At 55.6% G+C, this 21087-nt stretch carries 15 protein-coding genes; 12 read left to right on the top strand and 3 right to left on the bottom strand.

The window, feature by feature from the left end; translation table 11 throughout:
* The first annotated feature begins 179 nt into the window (after nt 1–179).
* From rbsK to NSU18_RS15070, 6 genes are all read left to right on the top strand, one after another.
* Nucleotides 180–1118: a ribokinase gene (rbsK, locus tag NSU18_RS15095; protein WP_341149411.1), complete on the top strand. Its 939-nt coding sequence runs from the start codon at nt 180–182 to the stop codon at nt 1116–1118.
* A gap of 82 nt (nt 1119–1200) precedes the next feature.
* Nucleotides 1201–1965 carry a type I 3-dehydroquinate dehydratase gene (gene aroD / locus NSU18_RS15090; protein WP_341149410.1) on the top strand — a complete coding sequence of 255 codons (765 nt, stop codon included), beginning with the start codon at nt 1201–1203 and terminating at the stop codon, nt 1963–1965.
* Between the two features lie 176 nt (nt 1966–2141).
* Nucleotides 2142–2834, top strand: a complete 693-nt coding sequence (locus tag NSU18_RS15085) for a response regulator transcription factor (RefSeq protein WP_341149409.1) — start codon at nt 2142–2144, stop codon at nt 2832–2834.
* A complete protein-coding gene (locus tag NSU18_RS15080; protein WP_341149408.1) occupies nt 2831–4198 on the top strand; it encodes a sensor histidine kinase in 1368 nt (455 codons plus the stop codon). The genes NSU18_RS15085 and NSU18_RS15080 overlap by 4 nt, the downstream gene beginning before the upstream one ends.
* Nucleotides 4195–4797 (top strand): PepSY domain-containing protein, encoded by a 603-nt coding sequence (locus tag NSU18_RS15075; protein WP_341149407.1) that lies wholly within the window; start codon nt 4195–4197, stop codon nt 4795–4797. The genes NSU18_RS15080 and NSU18_RS15075 overlap by 4 nt, the downstream gene beginning before the upstream one ends.
* Nucleotides 4798–4908: 111 nt before the next feature.
* Nucleotides 4909–5469 (top strand): PepSY domain-containing protein, encoded by a 561-nt coding sequence (locus NSU18_RS15070; RefSeq protein ID WP_341018744.1) that lies wholly within the window; start codon nt 4909–4911, stop codon nt 5467–5469.
* 74 nt (nt 5470–5543) lie between these two features.
* On the opposite strand, the gene NSU18_RS15065 is transcribed toward NSU18_RS15070, so the two are convergent.
* Both NSU18_RS15065 and NSU18_RS15060 read right to left on the bottom strand, forming a co-directional pair.
* Nucleotides 5544–6314 carry a MerR family transcriptional regulator gene (locus NSU18_RS15065; RefSeq protein WP_341018745.1) on the bottom strand — a complete coding sequence of 257 codons (771 nt, stop codon included), beginning with the start codon at nt 6312–6314 and terminating at the stop codon, nt 5544–5546.
* Between the two features lie 243 nt (nt 6315–6557).
* Nucleotides 6558–7310, bottom strand: a complete 753-nt coding sequence (locus NSU18_RS15060; RefSeq protein WP_341149406.1) for a 3'-5' exonuclease — start codon at nt 7308–7310, stop codon at nt 6558–6560.
* Nucleotides 7311–7542: 232 nt separating this feature from the next.
* Between NSU18_RS15060 and NSU18_RS15055 the strand changes: the two genes are divergently transcribed.
* The 6 genes from NSU18_RS15055 (at nt 7543) to NSU18_RS15030 (ending at nt 20254) form a co-directional block, all read left to right on the top strand.
* The gene (locus NSU18_RS15055; protein WP_341018747.1) at nt 7543–7962 is read left to right on the top strand and encodes a hypothetical protein; all 420 of its coding nucleotides are present in this window, start codon (nt 7543–7545) and stop codon (nt 7960–7962) included.
* A gap of 13 nt (nt 7963–7975) precedes the next feature.
* Entirely contained in the window at nt 7976–12961 is a 4986-nt protein-coding gene (locus tag NSU18_RS15050) for a DUF4132 domain-containing protein (RefSeq protein WP_341149405.1), read from the top strand.
* A 403-nt stretch (nt 12962–13364) separates the two neighbouring features.
* Nucleotides 13365–15476 carry a LuxR C-terminal-related transcriptional regulator gene (locus tag NSU18_RS15045; RefSeq protein WP_341018751.1) on the top strand — a complete coding sequence of 704 codons (2112 nt, stop codon included), beginning with the start codon at nt 13365–13367 and terminating at the stop codon, nt 15474–15476.
* 188 nt (nt 15477–15664) lie between these two features.
* Nucleotides 15665–17236 carry a methyl-accepting chemotaxis protein gene (locus NSU18_RS15040; protein WP_341018752.1) on the top strand — a complete coding sequence of 524 codons (1572 nt, stop codon included), beginning with the start codon at nt 15665–15667 and terminating at the stop codon, nt 17234–17236.
* A 15-nt stretch (nt 17237–17251) separates the two neighbouring features.
* Nucleotides 17252–17680: a chemotaxis protein CheW gene (locus NSU18_RS15035; protein WP_341018754.1), complete on the top strand. Its 429-nt coding sequence runs from the start codon at nt 17252–17254 to the stop codon at nt 17678–17680.
* A 48-nt stretch (nt 17681–17728) separates the two neighbouring features.
* Nucleotides 17729–20254, top strand: a complete 2526-nt coding sequence (locus tag NSU18_RS15030) for a chemotaxis protein CheW (RefSeq protein WP_341149404.1) — start codon at nt 17729–17731, stop codon at nt 20252–20254.
* Here the strand turns inward: NSU18_RS15030 and NSU18_RS15025 are convergent.
* Nucleotides 20217–21002 (bottom strand): spermidine synthase, encoded by a 786-nt coding sequence (locus tag NSU18_RS15025; RefSeq protein WP_341018758.1) that lies wholly within the window; start codon nt 21000–21002, stop codon nt 20217–20219. The genes NSU18_RS15030 and NSU18_RS15025 overlap by 38 nt on opposite strands.
* Nucleotides 21003–21087: the final 85 nt, after the last annotated feature.

Raw genomic sequence — 21087 nt, 5'->3', positions numbered from 1 at the left:
TTATCCTTAAAAAGCACAGCGAAGTTTCGGTAACGGCTGGCTGCCTGCGGAGCCGATAAATAAAATTTGATTAACCTGCCGGAAGGCCATAAGATAAGGGGAGAATAAATGTACAAGGTTCATCTAAATCATAAGCTAAACCATAAATCAAACAATAAACCAAGTGGTGGTGTAAAGGATTGAGTATAGTTGTTATTGGAAGTCTGAATATGGATATGGTCGTGCGGGCAGAGCGTGCGCCGGAGGCCGGGGAAACGCTGTTCGGTCAGGGGTTTGCTCTGTCTCCGGGCGGTAAAGGGGCGAATCAGGCCGTTGCGGTGGCCAGACTTGGCGCGGATGTGACAATGATCGGCAGAGTGGGGAAGGATGCTTTTGGCAGCGGACTGCTGGAGATTATGGAGCAGGAGCGGGTCCATACCGAGTATATCTCGCAAAGCGAATCCCAGGCTACAGGGGTTGCTTCCATTGTGGTCGACGGGTCCGGTGAGAACCGGATCATTGTGGTGCCTGGTGCGAATGTGGAGATGAAGCCGGAGGATATTGAAGCGCTTGAGACCGTGATCAGCGGAGCAGGGATCGTGGTGATGCAGCTGGAGACGGATCTGGCGATGTGCGAGGCTGCGGCAGTCCTGGCGTTCCGGCATGGGATTCCGGTGATTCTTAATCCGGCTCCGGCCCAGCCGCTGAGCGACGAGATGCTGCACCATGTGACCTACCTGACTCCGAATGAGACAGAGGCGGGGATTCTGGCCGGTATCTCTGTGGACAGTGTGGAGGATGCAGAGCGTGCCGCCCGGATGATGCTGTCAAAAGGGGTCCGGCACGTGATTGTAACGCTTGGCTCCAAAGGAGCGCTAATCGTGGATGCTGCCGGAAGCCGGCATGTCCAGGGCTTCCCGGTGCAGGCGGTAGATACGGTAGCTGCCGGGGATTCCTTCAACGGGGCGCTGGCCTGGCAGCTGACCTGCGGCAGGACGCTGGAAGAAGCGGTCCGCTTCGCCAATGCTGTCGGTGCGCTGGCGGTTGGCAAGAAGGGGGCGATTGCTTCCCTGCCCAGACTGGAAGAGGTGGAGCAGTTCCTGCGGGCAGCTGCTGATGCGGAGTCTCGTGAGCAGTAGATCATAGTAGATAATAGACAAATTAAGCGGGGAGCGTCAGAGGAAGCTCTGAGACTCCGGGTCCGCTAAGGAGCTGACACGTTTGAGCGGTACAGTAACTGTTAAGAATATAACCCTCGGAGAAGGGATGCCCAAAATCTGTGTTCCGCTGGTCGGAACGACGCGTACTGAGCTGCGTGCAGAAGCTGAGGCGCTAATCGCGCTGGCACCGGATGTGGTGGAGTGGCGCAGTGATTTCTTCAAGGAGGTGGAAGATATTCATGCGGTAACCCAGGTATTGGAGGACATTCAGCGCCTGCTGCCGGAGGTTCCGCTGATCTTCACCTTCCGCAGCGCCAGGGAAGGCGGCGAGAAAAAAATCTCCTCGGCCTATTACTTCCGTCTGATCCAGGTGGCGGCAGAGAGCGGGCTGGTGGATATGGTGGATGTGGAGCTGTTCCAGGAGGAAGCGGAGGTGCGCAGACTGATTGCAGCAGCGCATAGTCAGGCGGTGTTCGTGATTCTCTCGAATCATGACTTCCACGGGACGCCGTCTGAGGAAGAGATTGTCTCCCGGCTGCGCCGGGCGCAGGAGCTAGGCGGCGATCTGCCGAAGATTGCCGTCATGCCGCAAGGTCCAGCCGATGTGCTGACCCTGCTGGCGGCGACCAACCGGATGCAGGAGCAGTATGCGGACCGTCCGATTATTACGATGGCGATGAATGGGGAGGGCGTGATCAGCCGGCTGGCCGGAGAGATCTTCGGCTCGGCGCTGACCTTCGGTGCGGCGCATAAGCCTTCGGCACCGGGGCAAGTGGCGGTTGCCGAGCTGCGCGGTGTGCTGGAACTGCTGCACCGCAGCTTGTAGCGGCTGCCGGTTCAGACGCAGCAGGAGTGGAGATGGACAGGGGTGTTTCCGGCCGGTGAAACGGTGGAAGCACCCTTTTGCATGTAAAGAGAGATAGTAAATAGCGGGCGGAGTTTGAAACTGTAGCAGTCCATGCCCTACAATGGAGGCAACCAAGTAGAAGGGGCGGAGCGCTGATGACAGAATTGATTCTGGTGGTGGAGGATGAGGTGAGAATTGCCCGTCTGCTGCAGATTGAGCTGGAATGCGAGGGATACCGTGTGACCATTGCCGGGAGCGGCCATCAGGGGCTAGAGATGTATCAGGAGCAGCAGCCGGATCTGTTATTGCTGGATGTGATGCTGCCTGGATTCAGCGGTATAGAGCTCTTGCGGCGAATCAGGGCAGGTGATCCCGATACGCCGGTTCTGCTGCTTACAGCCAAAAGTTCAGTAGAGGATAAAGTGTCAGGCCTGGACCTTGGGGCTAATGATTATATTACGAAGCCGTTTCAAATTGAGGAGCTGCTGGCGCGTGTCCGTGCTGCGCTACGGCTGGCCTTGGGTCGAAAGAGAGAGGAAGCCGTCAACCTGCTGCTGGCAGATGATCTGGAGCTGAACGAAGCTACGCGGGAGGTGAAGCGGGCAGGCCGGAGCATCGAGCTGACGCCCCGGGAGTTCGACCTGCTGGTCTACCTGCTGAAGAATAAGCGGCAGGTGCTGAACAGGGAACAGATCATGGCTGCCGTCTGGGGGTACGATTATTACGGCGATACGAATATTGTGGATGTCTATATCCGCTATGTCCGCAAAAAAATTACGCTGGACCACCAGCCTGAACTGATTCATACCGTGCGGGGCGTTGGTTATGTGCTAAAGGATGCTCCATGAAGCTGCGGAGCACCATTCATCTGTATTCCAGCGTGCTGTTCGCCGTGCTGCTTATCCTCATGAACCTGTTCATCTATGCCGTATTCAGCCGAATGTCACTAGACAGCCAGCTCGGGCAGGCTTCTGCCGAGACGGCCAGAATCGCTGCCGCGATGAGAAAAGCGGGAGACGGGGTGACGGCACCGGAGCTGCTCCGGGCTTATGTGCCGGTGGAAGGAATGCTGCGGCTGCTTAGTGCAGACGGAAGCGGACCGGCACCGGTTACCTCAGCCTCCGGGCAGGAGATCAGCCGGATGAAGCCGGTCTACTATTCCGTGAAGCAGGCCGAGCGGGTCCGGGTGGATGGACGCTTGTATGCGTTCGTGAGCGTTCCGGTCATCTGGACAGACGGGAACGTCCTAAATCTCCAGATGACCAAAAGTCTGGAGGGCACGATGGATACGCTATGGGTGCTGCGGATGGTCCTGGCCGGGGCTACGCTTGCGGCACTGCTTCCGCTGCTGCTCTCCAGCCGCCTGTTGTCGGGCCTGATCATGCGGCCTATCGTCCAAATGACGGCGACTATGCGGGAGATTCAGCGCAGCGGTAAATTCCGCAGGCTTCCGCTGGAGGCACACTCGAAGGATGAGCTGGTGGAGATGGGGCATACCTTCAACGAAATGATCGGCCTCCTGGAGAGTAATTATGTGAAGCAGGAGAAATTCGTATCAGATGCCTCCCATGAGCTGCGTACACCGCTGACGGTTATTGAGAGCTATGCCAGCCTGCTGAAGCGCAGAGGACGGGATCACCCGGAGCTGTTCGATGAATCGGTTGAGGCCATCCATTCCGAAGCTGTGCGGATGAAGGAAATGACGGAGCAGCTTCTGCTGCTGGCGAAGCACCCGGAGCAGTGGGAGCTGGAGCTGAAGGTGATCGGTCTGGAGGAGCTGGTGCGTTCTTCGGCGAAGGCTTTTCGTAATGCGTACGGGAGAGAGGTCATAGTTCAGGTCGAAGGGCCGGCTGAGGGCTACAGCGATGAAGCGAAGCTCCGGCAGCTGCTGTTCATCTTCTTGGACAATGCCCGCAAATACAGCGATGAGCAGATAACCGTGCGTATTGAGGCTTCCGGGCAGGAACGGATGATAGTGATTACCGACCGCGGCATTGGAATTCCGCCGGAGGAGCTGCCGAAAATCTTCGACCGTTTCTATAGAGTGGATGAGGCGAGAACCCGTGAGAACGGAGGAGCAGGCCTGGGGCTGTCACTTGCCGCAGAGATCGCGGGAGCGATTGGAGCGGAGTTGTCCATGGATAGTACGGTAGGCCTGGGAACCTCGGTGACGATCCGTATGGCTGCGGACCGCAGGGGAGGTGGACAATGAAGCAGAATCCAAGGAACAAGAGCAAAATATACAAGACAGTCATAGGTATGGTTGTCTTCCTGCTGCTGTCTGTGGTTGCCTTCCGGATATTCGGGAAGGATTCCGAGCCGCTGTTATCCAGAGATCAGGCTACGCTGGCTGTGCTGAGCGAATATCCCGGTAAGGTAGACAGTCTGAAGCTGCAAGCTGGAGCTTATGTAGCAGAGCTTCAGACGGAGCAGGGACGGTATGAGCTGAAGCTGGACGGAGTTACCGGCGAGATTCTCTCCATCGTGCTGCTGAAGCGCACGGACGAATCGGCGGTGCAGCCTACGCCTGCCGCTACTCCAGCTCCATCTGGCGGAGCTGCTGTTACTCCGTCACCTGCACCTACCCCAGGGGGGCAGAGCGTAGTCTCCGAAGCGGAGGCTGTCAGGCTGGCTCTGCTTGAGGTACCGGGGAAGCTGGACGATGTGGATACGGAAATCGATGCGGCGGGCGCTTATTATCTGGTGGAGATCCATACTTCAGACGGACGGGAGGCCGTAGTCCAGGTCAACGCAATCTCGGGCCATATTATGTCTGTGACCTGGGAAGAGCCGGATGGGGACGATTCCTAGGGCAGATTCTTTTTCTCAGCGAATTCTAATGTTGCTCCCGCTGTTCTCTCAGATTGTAGCGTTATAGTTACTACAAGAAGCAGCGAAGAATGAACTTAGGAGGCGTTAACATTGAAGACAAAGATATGGAGCAGTATTACGGCGGCAGCACTTATTCTCGGGGGCGCTTATGGTATAGGCGAGCTGAAGGGCAATACGGCAGATGCAGCTGCATCAGTGAAGAGTCAGAGCCAAACGTTGATCAGTGTAAGCCGAGCTGAGCAGATTGCCTTGAAGGCAGCTCCGGGACTGGTGGAGAGCATCGATCTGGAGAAGAAGGCCAGCGGCACGTATTATGAGATCGAAATTCAGCAGACCAAGCAGGAGATCGATGTCCGGGTAGATGCGTATTCGGGAAAAGTGGTCAGCGTGCGCAAGGATGCAGACAAGGATGACTCTCATAAGGCAGCTCCGGCCTCAGGCGGGAAGCTGATTACCGCAGGCAAGGCGGCTGAGGTAGCCCAAGCTGCTGTGAAGGGGACGGTCACCGAGATTGATCTGGACCGGGATCACGGGGGCGCTGTCTATGAGATTGAAATCAGGAACGGACAGATCAAGACAGAAGTAGGTGTCGATGCGTATACTGCCAAGGTTGTGTATACCGATGTTGATTCTGACGACGATGACGATTGAGCCGGAATAACGTTTCAGCACGATAAAAGAGAGGCAGCCGGATTGAACGGCTGCCTCTTTGCTATGCCAAACTATTACGTCTGCTGCTTCGCTCCAGTATACACATGCACCGCATCCCGCAGGAACGCTGCCATGCCCGGGCGGCGCTGGTCGTAATAAGCGGTGAAGCGCTCATCATCGACATACATCTGGGCAACACCGGCATGGGCTTCCTTGGTATACGTATCCCAGTAGAAGCTTAGCCACTGACGGTGCAGGTCAGCGGCCTTCTGCGCCAGCTCGCTGGCCGAATCGCCTTCCTCCATCGCCTGCTCCAGGGACGCGAACATGTCAGCCTCAAGCTGTTGAAGGGCAGCGTACTGCTCCTCTGTCATATGGCTCAGCTTGCGGTTCGACTGCTCCACGGCTTCTTCTCCGTATTTCTCCCGGATCTCCTGCCCGTATTTCTGCTCGTTATCGTCAATCAGCTTCTGCTTGAAGCCTGCGAATTTCTCCTGATCGCTCATTATACTTCTCCCTTCTGTGTGTGCAATGGTCTGCTCAACGTTAGCGATGAGCCGGTCCAGCTGCTGTCTTCGCTGAAGCAGCTGGTCATGATGCTCGCGCAGGGCGCGGGCCCCGTCGAAGGAGGGCGAATGGACAATGTCCCTGATCGCCTCCAGGCTTAAGCCCAGCTCCCGGTAGAACAGAATCTGCTGCAGCAGGTCCACCTCGGCCTGGCCGTAGATCCGGTATCCCGAGGAATTGATTCTGGCCGGCTTCAGAATGCCGAATTCATCATAATACCGCAGGGTCCGTGCACTGATCCCCGCAAGTGTCCCCAGCTTCTGCACCGTATATTCCATGGTCCTGTCTGCCTCCAATCTGTCTTAGCGTGTACAGCAGAGAACGGGTTCAAGGCGTTCCCGCCGGGTAAGCGGCCGCTTACAAATCTAACTGTACACTTTGACGTAACGGCAAGGTCAACTCTTAATTTGTAGAATAACCAGACAACAGGGCCGGTAACCGGGGGGGAGTGGAAAAGCAAACAGCGGCAACCGTCCTGGTCTATGCCTGGGACGGTTGCCGCTGCTGTGCTCGCGTATGGGTTATTTCTTGCCGAGCTGGGCGGCGAAATACGCCTTAAGCTCTGCCAGCTTCCGGGGGTCCGCCAGGGCATCCTCCGCAGGGAAGTAATGCTCGGCAACCAGCTCCCAGGTGGGGACGATTTTCTGGGCGGTCATCGCTTTGATAGCGATCTTAACCGTCTTGCGCTCCCGCGCATTCGAGAAGGTATCGACATAATGCTGGGACCGTCCGAAGTCCAGCTCGCTGAAGACTGCGCGGAAGATCTCAGCCGTCATCTTGGCATCATCCAGCGCGCGGTGCGCGGAGCCGGAAGGCTCAAGGCCAAAGAGGGCCATCGCCCCCTCGACGCTGATGTCGTTACTGAGGCCGCGGGCACGCAGTACGCCCTTGAGCAGGTCGAAGTAGGTCGCTTCCATCCAGTAGGCATCATCCATCTTGTGCATCCGCACATCCTGGATGATCCGCTTCATATCCTCGCCGCCCCAGGTTAAGAGCAGCACGCCGTCAGCGCTCTGGTCAAGCCACGCTCTGAAGGCGGTAACGACCTTCGGGAACCGGCTGGCGACGTCGATATCCTCCTGGGGGATGCCGGTTTTTTTCTTAATAAATGAATTCAGGGTGGAGAAGTATATGGGTTTGATTAAGGCTGAGAATTCATCCTTAACCTGCAATGAAGCGTCTAACCGGACCGCTCCGATCTCAATGACCTCCATGGGATGCTCGCTGGCAAATTTGCGGCCGTTGAATTCGATGTCCAGAATAATATAATCCACAGGTAATGCCTCCGTTTCAGTGACTGGCGCCAAGATTGCACGGAAATGCGCCGACCCTTCTATTTTAGCAAAAAAAGAGGCTGCATGGGAAATAAGGAAGGAGAAATGGCATAAATCGGAAGCAAAATATTATCAAGCTTAATCGCTGGCTCAGGTGTGACATTTCTCTCTAAATCGGGTAATGAACTAGATAGTCTGTCAATCAGGGCTGTTCTTGAAGGGAGGGAAGGCTATGAAACTGTATGTAACCGTCAAAAGCCTGGGCAAACGCAAGTCGGTGCTTGAGCGCAAGGAGCTGCTGCTTGCATCCCGTCCGCAGACGCTTCGCGCGCTGATCTCGGAGTTGGTGGCCGGGCAGGTGCAGGCGATGCTGGAGCGCCAGGAGCAGGGGGAGCTGATCTCCTACCTGACTGCAACTGAAATTGCGGAGCAGGGCGGGAATGGCAAAGTCGGTTTCGGAGCGGTCTATGGCGAAGCGAAGCCGGAGGTGGAGCAGGCTACGGCCGCGGCGCTGCTTGCTTACGAAGACGGGCTGTACAAGGTGTTCGTGCAGGAACAGGAATGCTCCGCGCTCGATGAACCGCTTGTGATTGAAGAGGGCAATGAGCTGACGCTGATCCGGTTCACGATGCTGGCCGGAAGATTATGGTGAGGGAGATGACAGGATGAAGTTCGGAAATGAACAATGGGAGACCGAGTGGTACGAAGAGATCGAGAGTAAAGCAAAGGGTCTCAAAGGCGAAGGTGCAGAGCTGGCAGTTCTGCTGGCCGGGTTCAGCAAGACCCGCTACCTCCATGAAGGAGAAGACTCGCTAGACCGCTTTATTGCTATATTGGAAGCGCGTGCAGACGCTGCCCGGAGTGATTTTGCCGGTTACTGGGAGCCGTTGTTCCAAGTCATGCAGCAGCTCTACAGTGCTCATACCGTTGAGCTGGCCCGTTACATAGTTAACCATGCCGTGGAATATCCCTATTCGATAGGGTATATGCGCCGGCCGTTCCGTACCCGGGAGGTTCAGCCGCACCGGCTGCAGATCCTCCGCAAAATCAATGCTCTCATCTATATGGAGATGGTCGAATTCTCGCTGCCGGATTATTTGAAGGGTGGTCTGGATAAGGATTACAGTACCTCCTACCGTGTGGATGTGGCCGTCCCGGATGTTGTCGCCTATGAGCTGGACCGTGGCGGCAGCGGGATGGAGGATCTGCTCAAGGAAGCCGTCTATGGAGATAATCAGGGGGCGCAGCTCAGTCACAGTATGCTGAAGGGTGTTTTCCTTAGCCACAATGAGGCGGCTGTCCAGATGGTGGGCGAGCTGCTGGTTGCTGCACGTCTGCAGGAGGGGCTGCGGCAGTCGATTGTGGAGCGGATGGATGAGGGGACGATAGCGAATAACCTCTATATGCTGAAGGTGATTCTCGACAATGATCTCGTGCGCTACAGCTCGGTGGTACGTGCTCTGGGCGTATGGACAGGCATGGGTCTGGAAGCGCAGAACCAGCGGGTGGCGAAGCAACTGGTGGAGGGAGCCTATCAGGTGCTGACGGATGAAGTACTGCGCGAGGAATGGCTGAGCAGTGAGAATGCCAACCATGTCTACCTGGGCTTGTGGGCTACGGCCGTGTATGAAGAGAACGATCTGATCGGCAAGGTTGACGTTCTCATGGAGCAGGGACAGCGGTACCAGAAGATTGTCGCCCAGTACGTGCTCTCGAACAGCCAGAACCAGGAGGTCCGCCTGCGCAGCGCCCGGCAGCATCTGAGCGAGCAGGAGCCAGAGCTGCTGTACTGGATTCTGATGAACTACAACTACGATTATGACCGGATGTGGAGAGGGCCGAAGGATAACGGTCCAAGGATCGAGGTCAGAACCACCCCCCAGCTTGCGGATAAAAGCGAGCGTCGGCGCGACTTCAGCCTCCTGATGGACATCTTCCTGAATCCGGCAAGCCGGGAGCAGACCGGCCCGTCCAAGGTGCTGGATTTCGTGCAGGTTAACTATACCCGTGATCTGCCGGTACAGAAGATGCTCTATCTGATCTCCTATGACATGGACCCGGCCTGGGTGAACGAGCTGCTTGCCCATAAGGACAAGCTGAGCCCGGATATGCGCGGGGAGCTGCTGAACTACTTCGTGCAGGATGCAGAGGATGCTGTGCAGCGGGAATTCATTTTCGCCAGCCTCTCGGACAAAAGCATGAAGAACCGCGAGCTGGCGCTGAAGCTGGCGCAGGAGCTGACGCTGGCAGAGGAGGAGCTGCTGATGGCCGAAGGGCTGCTGAAGCTCAAGACCGGCACGCTGCGCCAGAGCGTCACCCTGATGCTGCTTAATCAGCCGGAGGAAACGCTGAAGGCCTCCATCCGCAGGCTGGTGCAAGGCAAGAATGCCCTGCAGCGGCAGGCGGGACTTGAGATAATGACCGTGCTGTTCGAGGATGAAGAGCGGCAGGGGCTGTTCGAAGCGGTGCGGCCGCTGGCGGAGGAGCTGGTGAAGCCTTCAGACCAGGAGCGGGAGCTGATCGCCAGGCTGAGCCGGAAGAACGAGTATACCAAGGCGAACGGCTTCGGTTTGTTCGATCCGAAGCAGACGGAGGAGTGGCTGGCTCAGCCGCCGGCAACGGATGGATTCACGTGGGATCAGGTGTTCAAGCTGTCGCTGGAGCAGATCAAGAAGTTTCTTAAGGATCTGGACAACACTGTTCACAAGCACCGCGATGTGGAGTATGAGGTCGAATACTACAGCGGATACAAGGATACGCTGCTGATCGGGACCACGCTTAGACCGTTACAGGGGTATTTTGTGAACGATGAGGAAGGCAGCCGTTCTGTTCTGGAGCAGTACCCGTTGCCACAGGTGTGGGCAGAGTTCTGGGACAAAAGCGGCTGGAGCGCCCGGGACCTGATGGAGCTGAACTTCTATATGAGCCTGGAAGAGCTTGATGAGACCCTGGATAACTATGACGGCTACGATACGATGGGCATTGATGACGATGAACTCAGCAAGCAGAAGCTGCTGTCAGGCTGGCGGAAGGAATTCGCGGCCAAGGTCTACCCGCTGGAGCAGCTTGAGGCTGTGATGAAGCTGGTGGACAAGCTGAAGTACAGATGGCAGGTCGAGTCGCTGCTGGATGCGTTCCGCGCCGACCATAAGAGCCCGGAGAGCTTCCGGCTGGTAAATGGTGCAGTGAACACCCTGGTGGCTGCCTTCCCGGAGGAGAAGCTGGAGGCGGACTGGCCTTTCCTCTCGGTTCTGGCTGATCCGTGGATCGACATGGTCCAGAAGCTGTGGAAGGGACCGGAGGAATTCAAGGAGATGTTCCATACCTGCTACCGGTTCGAGGAGATCAGCGGCGGCGAAGAGCGGGACAGCATCATCGGGCTGAAGCACTATGTCGAGGCCTTCACCGGTGGGATCATCCGTGAAGAGACGCTGCTTAAGGAGCTGCTGCTGAGCAGTGATGCGCGCAACCATATGCGGTGGATCAGCTCACGCATGTATGATTGGATTGAAGGCAGTCCGCAGATGGTTGAGCTTCGCACCCGGATCATCGACCGTCTGCTGGCGGTTGAGCTGGGGCGCGGCGACCTGCCGACCGAGGTGACGGGCATGACGATGGGGCTGCAGCGGATCGAGGGGCTGGAGTACTGTATCCGCATCCTGTCCGGGCTGAACAAGGACACCTTCGTGCGCGGGTATGTGTATGGCTATGGCGACAATATTACGAAGAAGGAATCCTTCAGCCATCTGCTTAAGGTATGTTATCCGCGCGAGGGCGACAATGCGGAGCGTCTGAAGACCTTGCTGCAGGAGTACAAGCTGTCCGATCAAAAGCTGCTGGAAGCCGCCATGTACGCCCCGCAGTGGATCGAGATCATTGCCGAATACCTGGGCTGGGAAGGGCTGCGGAGCGGGGCCTGGTACTTCCATGCCCACATCAACGAGAGCTTCTCGGCCGAGAAGGAGACGGTGGTGGCGCATTACTCGCCGATCACCCCGCAGGAGTTCAACGACGGCGCCTTCGATGTGAACTGGTTCCAGTCGGCGTATGAGGCGCTTGGCGAGGAACGGTTCGAGCTGCTCTATGATTGTGCCAAGTATATCTCCGCCGGTGCGAATCACCGCCGCTCCCAGCTGTTCGCTGATGCTACGCTCGGCAAGCTGAGCCTGGAGGAGATGAAGGAGTCTGTTGAGCAAAAGCGCAATAAAGAGCATCTGCTCAGCTATAGCCTGATTCCGCTGAAGGCAGACCGCGAGAAGGATATCCGTGAGCGGTATGAATTCATCCAGCGCTTCCTGGCGGAGAGCAAGCAGTTCGGCGCACAGCGCCGCGCCAGCGAAAGCGCGGTGGCGCAGATTGCGCTCGGCAACCTGGCGCGCAATGCCGGCTATGCCGATGTGACCCGCCTGATCTGGGATATGGAGGCGCGTAAGCTGGACGAATATGCCGCGTACTTCGAGCCTTTTGCGCTGGACGACGAGACTTATGTCTCGCTCAGCATCGACGAAGAGGGGCAAAGCGATTATGTGGTCACGAGCAAGGGGAAGGCGCTGAAGTCGGTACCGGCGCGCTTCAAGAAGCATGAGCGGATCGAAGCGCTGAAGGAGGCCAAGAGCGATTTGACCGGCCAGTTCCGCCGCGCCCGCGCTGAGCTGGAGCGGTCGATGGCGTCCGGCGGGACCTTCACGCCGGGTGAGATTGCCGGGCTGAGCCGGAATCCGGTGCTGGCTCCGCTGATCAGCAAGCTGGTGCTGAGGAGCGGCGATGCGCTGGGATATTACGATGGAGACCAGGCAGCGCTGGTAAGCCCGTCGGGTGAACGGCACGCTGTAGACGAAGAGGCGGTGCTGCAGATTGCCCATCCGCTGGACTTCTACCGCAGCGGACAATGGAGCCTGTACCAGAAGGATCTGTTCGACCGTCAGCTCCGACAGCCGTTCAAGCAGGTCTTCCGCGAGCTGTATCTGCCGAATGAGGATGAGCTGGCCCATGGCGTGCTGTCCCGCCGTTATGCGGGCCATCAGGTACAGCCGAGTAAGACGGTCGCCCTTCTCAAGGGGCGGCAATGGACAGTCAGCTATGAGGAAGGATTGCAGAAGGTGTTCTATGCCGAGAACCTGATTGTCCGGCTCTATGCTATGGCGGACTGGTTCTCGCCGGCGGATACCGAAGCGCCGACACTGGAGACGGTGCAGTTCTTCGACCGGAAGACCTACAAGGGCGTGCCGCTGGATCAGGTGCCGCCCGTGCTGTTCTCGGAGGTTATGCGGGATGTGGATCTGGTGGTCAGCGTGGCCCATGTGGGAGGCGTCGATCCGGAAGCCAGCCTGACGACTGTAGAGATGCGCCGGGTGATCGTCAGCGAGTCGCTGCGGCTGCTGAAGATTGAGAACGTCCGGCTGGACGGCAATTATGCACGGATTGACGGTACTCTGGGCGAGTACGCTGTGCATCTGGGCAGCAGCCAGGCATACAAGCAGGCTGCGGGCGCCCTGTCCATTATTCCGGTGCATTCGCAGCACCGGGGCCGGCTGTTCCTGCCGTTCCTGGACGAGGACCCGCGCACAGCGGAGGTTCTCTCCAAGGTCGTGCTGCTGGCCGATGATACGAAGATCAAAGACCCGCAGATTCTGGCACAGCTGAGCAGATGAGCTGCTGTTCAGTAAGGGGTAAGGGCTAAGCGTCTGCTTAGCCAGGGATATATGGCACCGGTGCTGGATTTCAGCGCCGGTGTTTTTTGTCGCGCGGGAGGACGGGTGCCCCTTATGGCTGGGAGGGGGCGTGTGCGGAATGTAATCGAAAAACCGATCACATTTTGCTGGCGGGGAGGGCGTGTGCGGAATGTAATCGAAAAACCGATCACATTCTGCTGGCGAGGGGGGGCGTGGGCCAAATGACACTGTCAATCGGCTGGACGATTTTTTTTCGCACATGCGCATTTTTTCACTAAGATCCCTGGACTATTGTGCTGTGTTTGTAGAATAAAAGGGAGAAAAAGCAGGGGATCTGTGAGACTATGGCGAATTTGTGAGAGGAGAAAGCGAGGAATAAGGAATGAAGAACAGGCTCCGCCAAAATCTGCAGTCGTTGCAAGACGCTTACGCCTCCTTATGCGGATTGACAATTATTATTACCGATCAAGCGGATCAACGGATAACAGAGCCTTCCGGCTTGACCGAGATGGCATCCCTGTTGTTCGGTTCTCCTTGTGCAACCGCTGAACATGCAATTGTGAACCTGCTGGAGAAGTTCAGGAATGCATCGAAAACTATTGTCTATGAAACCCGCTCGGGGCTAAAAATGCTGGTTACCTCCATAACGCTCAGCCAGCAAAGGCCCTATTATATTCTGACAGGCGTCTGGGTGGATGGTTGTACGAAGGAGCTGATTACCGCCAGGATTCATGAGACTGTTCTCCCGGAGAAATGGGCGGATTGGATTCAGGCGCTGGATAAGGTACCGGTATTGGATCAGGAGGGCGTCGCCAGGATCATTACGCAATTGGATATGCTGGCTGATACGGTGCTGGCGCTGCTTGAACGGGAGCAGGGGGGAGAATATTCTGCGTATGATCTGCAGCTTTTGAACCTGATCTATCTGCTGGACCCGGCAAGTCCCGAGTGGCTGCAAGGAATACTGGGCATTGTGGTACGCATTCTTGGAGTAGAATTTGCGGGCTATGCCATGAATGCTACAGACGGGGACCAATTCACGGTGGTGGAGACAACCGGGATGCCTAAGGATAACTCCCTGCAGGGGTCTTCTTTTTTTTATGGAGAAGGATTTCTGGGGCAGGTGGGGCTCTCCAAGCAAATGGGGTATTGGAGGAATGCTGACCGGGATATCCGGATTTCTTTTTTTGCTGCGCATGGGTTAAGGCCTAAGGTGTTAATCTGCTATCCTATCAAATACAAGGACAAGCTGTATGGATTATTGTATGCCGGAGATCCGGCCCGCCCGGAGCTGACGGAGGAGCAGGCGGATATGGGCATGCTGGTGGCCAATCAGCTCGCTGCTTCCATGTATCATATGGAGAGTGAAGCGCTCTATGAACGTCAAAGGAAGAGGCATGATACCTATAAAGAAATTGTCCAAGGGATTCTGGTTACTCAGGATAAGGAGAATTACCTGCAGCTGTTCATTGAGTTTTTCCAGCAGCAGCTCGGCAGTCCGTTCATGTGCTTGTTATTACATACGCCTGACGAAGCCGGACTGAGGAGCTATTCTTCCTCTTCCGCCCCGAATGAGCTGTATACCCTCTACGCTGAAGATGCTGAACAGATCTATTTCGCTGACGGGATACCGGGGTTCAATCTGCTGAGCAAGCCTATTCGCCGGGAATGGAAGAGCTGGCAGCTGGTAGAGCATCCAATGGTGTTTGAACAAAGGCTGCTGGGGCTATTTACGGTCCAATTCAGTGATGAGAGGCAGCGGCGGGAATATGAAACGATTCTTCATATGACCAATGTGCTGCTAGTGACCAAGCTGCTTGCCCAGCAGCCTCAGAACATGCCCTCCGGCACTGACTTCATGCGGCTGCTCCAGGATAATCTGCTGATGCAGCAGCCGGTAGTACATAACAGAGCTGCAGATATCCGAAGGCTTGCACAGGACTTGCTGGAGCCGCTAAATCACTCTGCGGAAGAGATAGAATGGATTGGCCAGGCTGCGCTCCTCGCTCCATATCCTATAGGGCTATTGATCAAATACCTGGGTGACATTCCTGCTGTATGTGTTCTGCGCCATATGCATTATTACCAGTCGGATTACAATGGGCATGAGGATATAGGAGAAAGTTCCCACCTGTATTTGGCGAAGGTCTTACTTTTGCTTACGAAGTACACGGAGCAGGGCGGCAGGCAATGGAAGGAAACACTTCCTATACCTGTACCCGAGCCGCTTATGCGTTCTTTTGAGCAACTGATAGCTCCTCCGGCGGTTGCAGCGCAGCAAGAGGGAAGCGCAGGTTTTACTGCCCGCGAAAGGGATATCCTCGATGGTCTGCTGACGGGCCTCAATAACAAGCAAATTGCGGAGAGGCTGTTTATCAGTACGCATACTGTCAAGAATCACATCACCAAGATCTACGAGAAGCTTGGTGTGCATAGCAGATCACAGGCCATCTCGCTAATGTATCAAGCTACGGGCAAAAAAGATTCTCTATAAAAGCAATGATTACGCAGCATGTAAGCGTACATTGCTTTTTTTGTGCGTAAAGGAAAGAAGGCCTGTAGAAAACAGGAAGATTATGTCGAAACATAGGAACCAGTGGCGATAGGCGCAGAGGCAATACGCTATACATAATAAGGGAAGCTTTGTAGACTCGACAAAATACATATTGAGGAGTGCTTCATTTGAAACTAAACATCCGCACCAAATTATTGGGAGGCTTTCTGGTTATTGTAGCGTTGCTTATATCTATCAGCGGGCTGTCGATTATGAAAATGGCGGGCATGAACAGTAACTCTCTACAGATGCAGAGCTACAACTTCCCCGCGCTCGTCAATGTTGCCGAGATTCGGACGGAACTGTACAAGCTGCGCGGTGACTTGTTCAAGCTTGTCCTCGAAACTGATGATGCGGTGAAGGAGGAGATTCAGGCAGTTATTAAAGCAGATCAGGACAAGATTGCTGACCGCATGAAGGTCTATGGAGAACTCGCGCTGAATGCGGATCAACGGGCTGCGTTAGAGAGCATTAAGCAGAGCGTGGATAACTACAACCAATTCGTACCCAAAGTCCATGAACTGCTGGATAAAGATCAGAATACGCAGGCTTACGGCGTCTTGAATGACGCACTGCCTGATCTGCAGAAGGCTCAGGATACCGCTGATCTGGCCGTCAGTAATGTCATCCAAGGCGCAGATGACCGGATTGATTCCACGGTTGCCAGCTTTAACTCCGGAAGATTGATGGTCCTGGTCATCTCCAGCATTGCCGCAATTGCAGCTGTTGTGCTCGGTGTCGTGATCTCGCAGGGCATCGTCGGTCCGGTATCCAAGCTGCTTGCTGCGATGGTCCGCATGGCAGGCGGTGACCTCAGAGAAGAGGTTGCGATCAAGAACCGGGATGAGTTCGGCCGGCTGGCCGCAGCAGCCAATGAGATGATTGCCAGCCTGCGTAAGCTGATTGGCGGGACTGTTGAAGCGGCGCAGAGTGTCGCGGCCTCCTCGGAGGAAATATCGGCAACGACCGAAGAAATTGCCAGCGGCAGCCAATCCCAGGCCCAGGCAGCGCAAAATATCAATCAGCTGGTTCAGGATCTGACCCGGGGCATCGATGAGGTGGCGAAGAATGCTGAGCATGCATCGGAGCTGTCCCTGCTGACGCGTCAGGGCGCTGAGGAGGGAAGCACTGCGGTAAGAGAATCCGGCCTCGGCATGAGCAATCTGTCGGAGAAGATGGAGCTGCTTGAGCAGGATTCCCAGAAGATCGGCGAGATTATCGAGGTCATTGATGAGATTGCCGAGCAGACCAATCTGCTGGCGCTCAATGCAGCGATTGAGGCAGCGCGTGCCGGTGAGCAGGGACGGGGCTTCGCCGTTGTCGCCGATGAGGTCCGTAAGCTGGCTGAACGGAGCAGTGAAGCGACTAAGCAGATTGCTCTGATCATCCGGGTGATGCAGAATAATACGGTTCTGAGTGTACAGGCAGTTAGTGAGGTATCGGCCCTGTCCGAGCGCACAGAGCGGCTGATCGACGGTATCGTTACCCGCGTCAATGAAACTACCCAGCAGATTACAGGCATTGCTGCGGCTTGTGAGGAACAGGCGGCGCAGACGAACGAGGTACTGCTGTCGATAGAATCCATTGCGGCCGGAAGCCAGGAATCCGCAGCAGCGGCTGAGGAGACTGCCTCCTCCTCGCAAATGCTCGCCTCCTTGGCCGATGAACTGAATAGCTCTGTCTCGGTGTTCAGATTGTAGAGGGGGGAGTAAGCTATGCTGGCTGCGCGAACGGAGCAGTACATCATATTCCGGCTGGTACAGGAGAAGCTGGCCATAGATATCCGGGAGATAAACGAGATTATCAAGATGGAGCCTATCACAGCCGTGCCTAACAGCAAGTCTTTTATTAAGGGCGTGATTAATTTACGCGGTAAAATTATACCGGTGGTCAGTCTGTGCAGGCGGTTTGGCCTGGCAGAATCTCCACCGGATACCCGGTCAAGGATCGTAGTGGTGCATTACCGGCAGGAGGCCATAGGGATTATGGTGGATTCCGTAGAGAAGGTGGCTTCCTTCCAGCAGGTGGAGCCTCCTCCGGAAGCTCATGAAGTGCAGGGCGTGCAGTACATGGACGGGATCGGTATGTGTGCTGAGGAGCTGATCAGCATTCTGAACATCGGGCGTCTGTTAAGTCACGGGTGAAGGCTAATACATGAAGGCTAACGCATGAAGGCGGGGAGGAGAACAGAGATGAGTGAGTTTCATAATATGATGTATTTGGGCGTTTTTCTGGATGAAATGGACGAGCAGCTGCGGTATTTGGATGAGGCCCTGCTCATGCTGGAGAGCAAAGGGTATCAGAATGACATTATTCAGAGGCTCTTCCGGGTCGCGCATACGCTTAAGGGCTCATCCGCGGTCATGGGGTTCAAGCAGCTTAACCGGCTGACGCATCAGATGGAGAGTGTGCTGGAGCTGCTCAGAGGCAGAAGGCTTGCCATAACCTCCGAATTATTGAACATTCTCTTTGCTTGCGTAGATTTCATTAAGGAGCTTCGTCAATCCATTCTAAGCGGTGCGCTGGAGGAAGGGGATACGACAGAGCTGCTGCACCGGTTAAAAGAGTTGCGGAAGACAGCAGCCGAGTCGCCCGCTCCTGCTGCAGAGGGGCTTCCGCATGGAGAAGCGGGAGCTGCGCCGGATATTATCTTCGATGATATCCGCAAAGAGCAGATTCAGGCGGCCATAGATCAAGGCTCTACGGCTATAGCGGTTCATATTCAGCTGGCTGCTGAGGAGCCGATGAAATATGTCCGTGCGAAGCTAGTAGAAGCCAAGCTGCGGGAAACGGGCGAGCTTGTTGCTACCTACCCCGAACTGGAAGCCATCGAGCGGGACGCACAGTTCTCCGGTACTGTAGCGTATATTCTGCTTACGCAGCAATCCCGGCAGGATGTGATGGCCTGTCTGCAGGAGATTTCACAGATTGAACTTATACATACAGAGCTTATTACTAATACGAATCAGGGCAGCTTCAACGAAGGAAAAGAGGCGCAAAAAAACAGCGGCTATGCTGCCCAGACGGTTCGTGTGGATGTAGAACGGCTTGAGGGGCTGCTGAATCTGGTAGGAGAGCTGATCATAGATAATACCCGCTTGCACAGTGTCCGTTCCCGATTAAGCGAGCAGTTCAAGAGCAACAGTGATGTTCATCTGCTTAACGATATCGCAGGGCATTTGAATATGGTTATCAGCGATCTTCAGGAGGGGATGATGAAGACCCGGATGCTGCCGATGGAGCATCTGTTCGGCCGTTTCCCCCGGATGATCCGGGATTTGGCGCAGAAGTCGGGCAAGGAGATCGAATTCATCATTGAGGGCAGTGAGACCGAGCTGGACCGCAGCCTCATTGAGGAGATTAGCGATCCTCTGATTCATATTCTGCGCAACGCGGTGGACCATGGGCTGGAGCCGCCGGAAGAACGTGCAGCTTCGGGCAAGCCGCGGAAAGGGACCATTACTCTGCGTGCAAGCCATCAGGGGAATATGATTGTAATTACGATATCCGATGACGGCAGGGGCATTGATACCGGCAAGGTCAAAGAAGCTGCTGTGCGCAGAGGCTACGTCACTGCCGAAGAAGCGAAGTTGATGACGGAAAAAGAGCTGGTGATGCTGATTTTCCGTTCAGGCATTTCAACAGCCCGTACGGTCACGGATTTATCCGGCCGCGGAGTGGGCATGGATATTGTCAAAGCACATATAGAGAAACTAAATGGCATCATAGATATTGAGACGGCTCTTCATCAGGGGAGTGTCTTCACGATCAAGGTCCCGTTGACCCTTGCCATCATTCGTTCCCTGCTGGTTAAGCTGGGAAGCAGTACCTTTGCCATTCCGCTGATTAATGTCATTGAAATCTTCAGAATGACGGCGGAGGATATTGTTACCGTTCAGGGACAGGAGGTCTGCCGGTTCCGCGATCAGGTGCTTCCGCTTGTCCGTCTGCACCGTATGCTGCAAGCGGAGGAAGAGGAGCCAGCGGTGAAAAGCCGGCTGTTCGTAGTCATCGTCGGCTTCGCGGATAAGCGGGTCTGTCTGGTGGTAGATGAGACGATCGGCAATCAAGAGATTGTCATCAAGTCACTAGGCAGTTACATAGGCAGCGTTCCTTACATCGCAGGCTCAACCATACTTGGCGACGGCCGTGTGGCCCATATCCTGGATATAGGTTCGATTGCAAGGGAAACAGGCTCAGCCTGCGATACACTTCTCCAAGAGAACATAGTTACAGCTGGGAATCAGGATAGTCAGAGCGAGAAATACATTACCTTCAAGCTGGAGAAGCTGGATTTCGGGATTCCGATCCGTCAAATGAAGGAGATTGTACCTGTTCCCGAGATTCATCCGCTGGTGTCCGCCCCGGCTCATGTCCTGGGGATGATCAATCTGCGCGGGCTGCTGTTCCCGGTCTATGATATACGGCCTAAGCTCGAAATGGACAGCGGCGAACGGACAGCCGGCTCCCGGATTCTGATCTGCGAGGTGTCGGGACAGGAGGTAGGGGTGTGGGTGGATCAGGTGTCGGCGGTGCAGCTCCTGCCAAGAGAGCATATGGATGAGGCGCCGGATCACATTCTCCAGAACCCGGAGGCACTGGATGCCGTCTATAAAGATAACCACCAGTTTATTCACTTGCTGAATCTGGAGAACCTGCTGGACTTGGAAGCTTGCGCCATCACCGGTCCCGGATTACATGACCCGGCACTGGTGTAATCTCGCTGAAGCCGGCCATGTGGCGGGACTGGCAGGGGATCGGCCGAGCGCTGGCGGTCATGAGGATATTACATAGATCAGTCTTGCCCTCTCCCGGAAGGACGAAGGTTCTGGTATATGGATACACTTCACAGAGTGTCGTATGGATGGCACTGATGAAGCGGTCATTGCCGCTGCGGCCCATCAGATTCATGATGATCTGGCCGTGTCCGTTCAGCTTGGCACGGGTAAGGCGGAAGAATTCCAGCGTGGTGAAGTGGGGCGGCGTCCCGGCAGCGGTGAAGGCATCGAGCAGGATGTAGTCATGGCCCTGGTCCGGCGCGGCTTCCAGCAGGCTGCGGCCGTCACCGATCAGGACGTTATCCTGCGTGTAGCCAAAGCGGGTTCTGCTGTATTCCACCACCTTCGCGTTCACCTCAGCCACGGTAAACTTCTTCTCGGCGAAGTAACCGGCAATCGTCCCAATCCCGTGTCCGATCAGGAAGACATGCTCGAAGTAAGGATTACCTGCCTCCATCAGATGGATCATCGCCCGGGGATACTCGAAGATCACCCGCCGCGGATGGTCCAGATCCAGTGCGCCCTGAACAGCTTCCCCTGAGAATTGCAGCACCCGGAACCGTCCGGTCTCGCCATATAGCTCGGTTGTATCGTAGACCTCGATGTTCTGAGAGTCGTGGTAAGTATGGGACGGTGCGTGCAAGCGGATCAGACTCCTTCTGCAGATGGGATTCGTTACAACCTTCATAGTAACATAAAAACATTAAGCAGCCGCAGGAAGGCCTTCCTGCGGCTGCTTGTAATTCTCAAAAGGTAAGAATGTATATGATATG

Origin of the sequence: Paenibacillus sp. FSL H8-0048 (genome assembly GCF_038002825.1) — a bacterium.
GTDB lineage: Bacteria > Bacillota > Bacilli > Paenibacillales > Paenibacillaceae > Paenibacillus_AQ.
The sequence above is the reverse complement of the archived record's forward strand: the minus strand, read 5'-3'. Positions and strand labels throughout refer to the sequence as shown.